Source organism: Streptomyces colwelliae (assembly GCF_048158785.1).
Taxonomy (GTDB): Bacteria; Actinomycetota; Actinomycetes; order Streptomycetales; family Streptomycetaceae; genus Streptomyces.
Map to the genome: position 1 here is coordinate 1 of NZ_JBLTJC010000439.1, position 7,897 is coordinate 7,897.

The following is a 7,897-nucleotide window of genomic DNA, read 5'->3' on the forward strand; positions in this document are numbered from 1 at the left end:
CCCCCAGACCCCCGGTACCGGCAAGCATCCTCAAGAAACCTTGTGCCATACTCGCCCCATGCTCACGCACCCGACCTCCCTCTTTACCTATGGCAACCGGCCCGCCGGCTGCCATGGTCGTACTGCTTGAGCCACTGACAAGCGACTTCCCAGGCGCCCCGGGCCGACAGGTCCGGGGCGCCTGTTGTTTTCCCGGGTCTGTCGCCTCGGGGTACCGCGTCCGCATCCGACAAGGAGCCCCGCATGACCAGCACCACGACCGAGCAGACCAGCACCACGACTGAGCAGACGATCACTGACGCCCGGGAGCGCATCGACGCGCTCGACGACCGGATCATCGGGCTGATCCAGGAACGGGTCGCTGTGTCGGCCGTCGTCCAGGAGGCGCGGATCTCCTCCGGTGGGCGGCGGGTGAGCCTCACCCGGGAGAACGAGATCCTCAGCCACTACAGCGACGCGCTGGGCCGGCCCGGCACGTCCCTTGCCATGACGCTCCTCGAACTGTCCCGGGGTCGTATCTGAGTTCGGGCGCGCTCTCACCCGTACGGCGCGTGACCGCCTCGCGAACCGCTTCGTTGGGGTGGTGTCCGCGCCAGCCAGGGGCGGGCCCGAAAGAACCACGCGTGGCTCGGCTGGGGCGATGAGACGTACGGATCGTGCCGTGCGTCGTGGGACCTCGCTCCAGGGTCGTGACCGGACGGCAGGGGACAGCAGACCGGTCACCCAAGAGAACGGTCGGCTCCGGGGACGCCCGGGGCCGCCCGGCGGAAAATGCAAAAATGCACAAAGCCGGATCGAACGGTTGCGGAGGCCGCGTCCATCCAGCACGATGCGTAGAAGGCCCCGAGGCTCCCCCCGAGCCCCCAAGTCCCAGAGCAGACAACCGCATTGCAGTGCACTGTCCCACCGCCAAAGGTCGAGACCAAGCGTGCGCCCCGTGTGCGCCGGGGCGCCGACCCAGGGCATTTGAGACAAGCGGCGCAACCCCCCGGCGCCGCTCCCAGGCACCGGCGCTGCCCTGACGTCGGTGCTGACGGAGAAGGGCCCCGCGGCTCCGTCCCGCGGGGCCCTTCGCTTGTCCGGCGACTGCCAACCGCCAACCGTCAGTTGGTGGGCATCCTGGGCATCAGGTGCGTGACACCGTCCCGCACGGCTCGTCCCCGCCCTCGCCGATGTCGTTGCTCCGGTCGTACGGGTCCGTCGTCGGGCCGGACGGCGCGGCTCCGGTGGGCTCGGCCGAGGGGAAGCCCGGGTGGAAGAAGCCGTCGTAGACCTCGCAGGCGCTGTTGCCGAAGTCGGCGTCGTAGCGGTCGACGCTGAGCCGGCCGGAGGTGACCTGGTAGCGGGCGGGGTCGAGGAGTTGGAGGTCGAGCACGCGGCGGACGATGGTGCGGGTGACCTCGGTGGAGCCGTCGGTGCGGACGACCGGGTAGACGAAGGTGTAGTCGGCGTGGATCAGGACGCCGGAGTGCTCGCCCTCCTTGAAGGTGATCCGGCCGCGGGTCTTCACGACGTCGCCGACGAGCCGTACGCCCTTGGGGTCGAAGCGGCTGAACATCATCAGGGGGTCGCGGGCCTTGCTCGGGGTGCTCAGGGACGTGTTCAGATCGGCGATCAGGCCGGGTTGCTTCGGGTCCAGCACGGCGAGCGCGGCGGTCGGGCGGGCGCCGGCGGTCGTCTTCGGGTTGAGGTTGGCCTCGACGAGGAGCTTCTCGGCCTGTTTCAGGGCGAGTTGGACCTGACTCTTCGAGAACACGCCCACCGCCTTCGCCTGCGGCAGGACGATGCCGGCCGCGCCGTCCGCCCAGTTCAGCGCGGGCGAACCGGCGAACGGCCGGTCCAGGGTGGGCGTTTCGGAGTCCGCGGCGGAGGGCGCGGCGGTCGGGGCGGTGGTCTCCGGCGCGAGCGGGGTCGCCGCGGCGGAGTCCGATTCCGCCGTGCCGCCGAAGGGGTCGCCGGGGATGAGCGACGGTTTCATCGCGACCACGGCGACGGCTATCGCGAGCGGGAGGCCGAGGAGGGCCCACACGCGGCGCCTGCGCCGGGCCCGCCCGTTCATCTCCTGCCAGGCGGGACCGGTCCGCCAGCCCTCGGGCTCCGCGCCCTTGTTCTTCTTCAGCCGCTCGGTCACCTCACGGGCGCGGGCGGACGGTTCCTTCGGGGCGGACGCGCGGATGTCGCGTTCCGAGTCGCGGGCGAACTGTTCCCAGACATCGTCGGGGATCTCCGGGTGCGAGGACGGTTCCTCAGCTGGCTTGTCAGACACGTCCCCAAGTTCTAGAGGTTCCGAAAGCCTGTTCACAAGGAGAACTTGGGTGTGACACAGCCCACATAAGGATTTGGTGAGAGCGGGCACAACCGTTCACAGGTTTCCCGGGTCTCACCGGCATAACCAAGGGCCACACCCGCGCCCCACACGCGGAGCCCTCCGACCAGCGTGCTGCGCTGCCGCAGCGCACCGGACCTCCCGAGGACTTCATGAAGCTTCGCCGTGCCATGGCCGCGGCGGCCGCGACGGCCGCCATCGCTCCGCTCGCCCTGCTGTCCGCGCCGGCCGCGTTCGCGGAGGAGTCGCCGTCGGGGAGCCCGAGCGTGAGCGACTCGCCGTCCGGGTCGCCGTCGGACACGGTCTCGGCGACGCCGTCCGGCTCCACGTCGCCCTCCAGCAGCACCTCGCCGACCGACTCGACCACCCCCTCGGCGAGCAACAGCCCGTCCACGTCGGCCACGCCCACCACCTCGGCCGAGCCCAGCGACGGGCCGACCGACCCGGACGTGCCGTTCTGCGACGAACTGGACGAGGACTTCTCCGACGCCAAGCTGACCGCGGACCTCAAGGGCCTGCCGGGCAAGATCGTCGCGGGCGACGGCTTCCACAACTTCAAGCTGACCGTCACCAACAAGTCGAAGACCACGGCCAAGGAAGTCGCCTTCTACGCCGAGGTCGAGAACTACGAGGTCGACGAGTCGACGTCCCTGAGCCCGTACGTGGACCTGGAGTTCAAGAACCCCGAGTCCGGTTCCTGGGACCGCATCCAGGACGAGGACGGGTGGGCCGGCGACTACTTCTTCTACCTCGACGAGCTGAAGTCCAAAAAGAGCCAGTCGGTCGACCTGCGCGTCAGCATCAGCGCGAAGGCCCCGGCCGGTGACGCCTACTCCTTCGGCGCGGGCGTCTACCTCGACAACGTCAAGGGCCAGGACTGCATCGCCGCGGGCTGGGCCGAGTACGACTTCCAGGTCCTGAAGGCCGGTTCCCCGAACACCGACCCGGGCAACGCCACCCCGGGCAACGGCGGCAAGGACACCTCGGTGAAGAAGCCGCAGGGCGAGATCTCCGACCTCCCGACCGGCAACCTCGCCGAGACCGGCTCCAGTTCCGCGCTCCCGGTGATCGGCCTCGTGGGCGGCGCGGCCGTCGTCGCGGGTATCGGCGCGGTGGTCATGGTGCGCCGGCGCAAGAGCGGGGCGAGCGCGTAACACGCGGCTCGCCGCACAAGGAAGGACCTGCGCTCGGAGGGGGGCGCAGGTCCTTCTGCTGTACCGGCTACTGCCACAAGTGCCGCTTGTCGCCTACGACTTCGAGCCGCCGCCTACGACTCCGGGCCGTGGCCTCCGACTTCGGGCCGTGGCCTACGGCTCCGGGTCATCGCCTACGGCTTCGGCGGCACCGTCGGCATCCCCAGGAACGGCAGCTTCAGCGCGCCGAACGCGCCCTCGGGGACGGCCGGTTGACGCGGCTCCACCGGCTTCAGGCGTTGGTACGACAGCCCCTGCTCCGGACGCGGGTCCGGCTCGCCCTTGTTGGGCCAGTACGACATCGCGCGCTCGGCCTGTGCCGTGATCGTGAGGGACGGGTTGACGCCGAGGTTCGCCGAGACCGCCGAGCCGTCGACGACCGAGATGCCGGCGTGGCCGTAGAGGCGGTGGTACGGGTCGATCACGCCGGTCTCGCGGGAGGCGCCGATGGGGCAGCCGCCGAGGAAGTGGGCGGTGAGCGGGGTGCCCATGAGTTCGCCGACGTTCGAACCCGCGAAGCCGTTGATCTCGGCGGCGATCGCCGCCGCGCCCTCCGAAGCCGCCCTGATCTGCTTGGGGTTGGGAGCGCCGTGCCCCTGACGTGCCGTCAGCAGGCCTTTGCCGACGCCGTCCGGTTTCAGGTACGTCGTCAGGGAGTTGTCCAGCGACTGCATCACCAGGCCGATGATGGTCCGCTCCGACCAGCGGCGGTTGGAGAGCGAACGGAGGACCAGGAGGGGATGCCTGGCCGCGTTCGCCAGCCAGCCCAGTGCCCTCGACGAGCCCTCGGCGTAAGGGACTTGGAGGATGGAGAGGCCGCCCATCGAGTTGGATCCCTTGCCGTAGCGGACCGGTTCGATGTGGGTGTTCTCGTCGGGGTGGATCGAGGACGTGATGGCGACTCCGCGCGTGAAGTCGACCTGCCGGGTGCCGGTCGCCTTGCGGTAACGGCGGTTGTTCGTCTGTGCGCCGACCAGCGCCTCCGAGTTGGTGCGGGTCAGCTCGCCCAACTTCTCGGAGAGGTACGGCAGTTGCCCGCCCGCCTTCATCCGGTGCAGAAGCGTCTGGGTGCCGTAGGTGCCGGCGGCGAGGACGACACGGCGGGCCTTGAAGGTACGGCCCTCCGACGACCTCCTCGCATCCGTGGGCAGGGTGGCTATCGCGTAACCGCCCTGCGAGTCGTCCGTCACCGATACGACCGTCGTCATCGGGTGGACCTTCGCGCCCGCCTTCTCGGCGAGGTAGAGGTAGTTCTCGTTGAGGGTGTTCTTGGCGCCGTGCCGGCAGCCCGTCATGCACTCGCCGCACTCGGTGCAGGCCTTGCGGTCCGGGCCGGCGCCGCCGAAGTACGGGTCGGCGACCTGGTCGCCGGGGCGCGCCTTCGCGGTTCCCTCGGCGTCCTTGCCGTCGCCGAAGAAGACGCCGACGGGGGCCATGTGGAAGGTGTCGCCGACGCCCATCCGTTGCGCCGCGGCCTTCAGGTGTACGTCCGACGGGGTCATCGTCGGGTTGAGCCGTACGCCCAGCATGCGGCGGGCCTGGTCGTAGTACGGGCTCAACTCCTCTTCCCAGTCGGTGATTTCGCGCCACTGGGGGTCTTCGAAGAAGGGCTTCGGGGGGACGTAGAGGGTGTTGGCGTAGTTGAGGGAGCCGCCGCCGACGCCTGCGCCGGCGAGGACCATGACGTTGCCCAGCAGGTGGATGCGCTGGATGCCGTACATGTTGAGCTTGGGGGCCCAGAGGTAGTTCTTGAGGTCCCAGGAGTTCTTGGGGAGCGTGGTGGGGGTGAAGCGGCGGCCGGCTTCCAACACGCCGACGCTGTAGCCCTTTTCGGTCAGGCGGAGGGCGGTCACTGAACCACCGAAGCCGGAACCGACGACGAGGACGTCATAGTCGTAGGCATCTTGCGACAACGTGTTCTCCTCATTGAGATTCGCTGCGGGTCGTGTGTGGCTGGTCGCGCTCACGCGGCGGAGCCGCATATCGATGCAGCCCCGCGCCCCTAAAAGCAAAAGCCCTACCTGAGCCGGAATGCCTTCATCACCCGGAGACTCCTGCTCATGAACTGCGCGTACGCCTCGTCGGTCATTCCCAGCGAGGGAGCCATCGGCAACAGCCGCTGCTGGGCGACCGTCTGGGCCTCCGTGTACTTGAGGATGCCCTCGGAGCCGTGGCGGCGGCCGAGGCCGGAGTCCTTCATGCCGCCCATGGGGGACTGGACGCTGCCGTAGGCGGAGGCGTAGCCCTCGTTGACGTTGACCGTGCCGGTGCGGAGGCGGGCGGCGATGGCGCGGCCGCGGGTGCCGCTCTTCGTCCAGACCGAGGAATTGAGGCCGTACGGCGTGGAGTTGGCCTCCTCCACCACCTCGTCCTCCGTCGTGAAGCGGTAGACGGAGACGACCGGGCCGAAGGTCTCCTCGGCGCAGACGGACATGGGGGCCTCGACGCCGTCGAGGATGGTGGGCTCGAAGAAGTACGGGCCGATGTCGGGGCGGGCGACGCCACCGGCCACGAGCTTGGCGCCCTTGGCGACCGCCTCCTCCACATGGCGGGTGACCGACTCCAACTGCCGCTCCCCCGCGAGCGATCCCATGTCCGCGCCGTACGCGAGGGACGTGCCGAGGCGCATCGCCTTCGTGCGGGCGGCGAAGCGCTCCAGGAAGGTGTCGGCGATCGACTCGTGGACGTACAACCGCTCGATGGAGACGCAGAGTTGGCCGGCGGAGGAGAAGCAGGCGCGGACCGCGCCCGCCGCCGCCTTGTCGATGTCGGCGTCCTCCAGGACCACCATGGCGTTCTTGCCGCCGAGTTCGAGGGAGACGCCGATCAGGCGGGCAGCGGCGGCCTGCGCGACCTCGCGGCCGGTGCGGGTGGAGCCGGTGAAGGAGACGTAGTCGGCGTGCTTGACGACCTCGGGGCCGACGACCGGGCCCTCGCCGAGGACGACCTGGAAGACGTCGGCCGGCAGACCCGCCTCGATGAGGAGGTCGCGGGCCCACAGGGCGGTCAGGCAGGTCTCCGTGTCCGGCTTCATCACGACGGCGTTGCCCGCGGCGAAGGCCGGGAGCGCGTCGCCGACGGAGAGTTCGAACGGGTAGTTCCAGGGGGCGATCTGGCCGACCACCCCGCGCGGGTGGCGGAGTTCGGTGACCTTGGTGAGGGTCGGGACGGCGCCGGTGTGCCGCTTCGGCTTGAGGTAGGCGGGGGCCTTGCGGCCGTAGTGGCGGGCCGCGACGGCGACGGCCTGCACCTCCTCGTGCGCGTGCAGCCGCGCCTTGCCGGTCTCCAGCTGGATCAGGTCGAGGACCTCTGCCTGGCGGGCGAGGACGAGATCGTGGAAGCGGAGCAGCACGGCCGCGCGCTGCCGTGCCGGCGTCTGGGCCCACAGGGCCTGCGCGGCGCGGGCCGCGTCGAAGGCCTTCGCCACGTCCTCGGGGGTGGACTCGGGCAGATCGGCGAGCTTCTCTCCGGTGAACGGCGAGTGGTTGGCGGTCCGGCCGGAGCCGACCACACCCTTCGTGAGCTGGGCGACCAGCTCCGGGGTGACCACATCGGCGGCGGTACGGGCGCCTGCGGGGGCCGGCGCGAGGGGGTTCGTGCCGGTCGTCGTTTCCGTACCGGTCTTTTCCGGGGCCTGCGAGTCCGTCATGTGCGGCAGGGTATGCCGCGACGGGAGGTTTGGGTACCCGTCGGTAATCGGGATTCACGCGGTGCCCACATCACGCCAGTGATCACTGGCAACGAACGCGCTGATCAGGGCGTTGTGCGGGGATGATCACCACCGGATCATCACGGACTCACTTTTCCGTGAGGGCGAGCCGGTCACGGGCACCCTTGAAGAGCGCGGTGCCCTTCTTCTCCGCCGGTGCGCCCTTGGGCATGTCCACGCGGAGCTGATACATGCGGTGGTCGGCGGTACGGATGATCAGGGCCATGATGCGAGTGGGGACGCCGGAGTCGTCGTGGACGGTGTCGGCGAGCACCGCGTCCTTGTTCCCGCGGAAGCTGGTGCGGGTGTACTGCGGGTTCGACGTGCCCTGCGTGAGGGTGTGCGCCGCGGCGAGGGGGGAGGTGCTGGTTCCGTCCCGCTCGGTGAGGCTCACGCGGAGGGTGCCGCTGGCGTACGTGACGGTGCGGCTGTCTGATGCGGATTCCGTCTGCGCGGCGAGGCGCTTGTACTGGGCGGGGAGATAGAGGACCGCGGACAACTCCCGCTCCGCGTGCGCGGTCCATGGGCTGCTCGCCTCGCTGTCGGCCGTGTCCAGGAGGTTGTCCACGACGGTACCGAAGACCACGCCCGACAGCAGGAGCACGCCGAGGACGAGCGCGAGGACGCGGCCGGAGCCGGGGACGCGGCGCGAACGGAGGCGTCGGGGGC

5 protein-coding genes and 1 pseudogene are annotated in these 7,897 nt (G+C 69.9%); 2 read left to right on the top strand and 4 right to left on the bottom strand.

What is annotated here, in order from left to right:
* Positions 1 to 243 precede the first annotated feature (243 nt).
* On the top strand, positions 244 to 522 hold the full coding sequence (locus ACNFOC_RS46850; protein ID WP_416965103.1) for a chorismate mutase: 279 nt from the start codon (positions 244 to 246) through the stop codon (positions 520 to 522).
* A gap of 604 nt (positions 523 to 1,126) precedes the next feature.
* Here ACNFOC_RS46850 and ACNFOC_RS46855 read toward each other — a convergent pair.
* Positions 1,127 to 2,266 carry a hypothetical protein gene (locus ACNFOC_RS46855; RefSeq protein ID WP_416965104.1) on the bottom strand — a complete coding sequence of 380 codons (1,140 nt, stop codon included), beginning with the start codon at positions 2,264 to 2,266 and terminating at the stop codon, positions 1,127 to 1,129.
* A 212-nt stretch (positions 2,267 to 2,478) separates the two neighbouring features.
* Between ACNFOC_RS46855 and ACNFOC_RS46860 the strand changes: the two genes are divergently transcribed.
* Complete coding sequence (locus tag ACNFOC_RS46860) at positions 2,479 to 3,480, top strand: LAETG motif-containing sortase-dependent surface protein (RefSeq protein ID WP_416965105.1); 1,002 nt, start codon at positions 2,479 to 2,481, stop codon at positions 3,478 to 3,480.
* Between the two features lie 173 nt (positions 3,481 to 3,653).
* Here the strand turns inward: ACNFOC_RS46860 and ACNFOC_RS46865 are convergent, their stop codons facing one another.
* The 3 genes and pseudogenes from ACNFOC_RS46865 to ACNFOC_RS46875 form a co-directional block, all read right to left on the bottom strand.
* A complete protein-coding gene (locus ACNFOC_RS46865; RefSeq protein ID WP_416965106.1) occupies positions 3,654 to 5,432 on the bottom strand; it encodes a GMC oxidoreductase in 1,779 nt (592 codons plus the stop codon).
* Positions 5,433 to 5,536: 104 nt separating this feature from the next.
* Positions 5,537 to 7,168, bottom strand: coding sequence for a succinic semialdehyde dehydrogenase (locus ACNFOC_RS46870; RefSeq protein ID WP_416965107.1), 1,632 nt, complete (start codon positions 7,166 to 7,168; stop codon positions 5,537 to 5,539).
* Between the two features lie 148 nt (positions 7,169 to 7,316).
* A pseudogene (locus ACNFOC_RS46875) lies at positions 7,317 to 7,897 on the bottom strand (serine/threonine protein kinase); the annotation flags it as partial.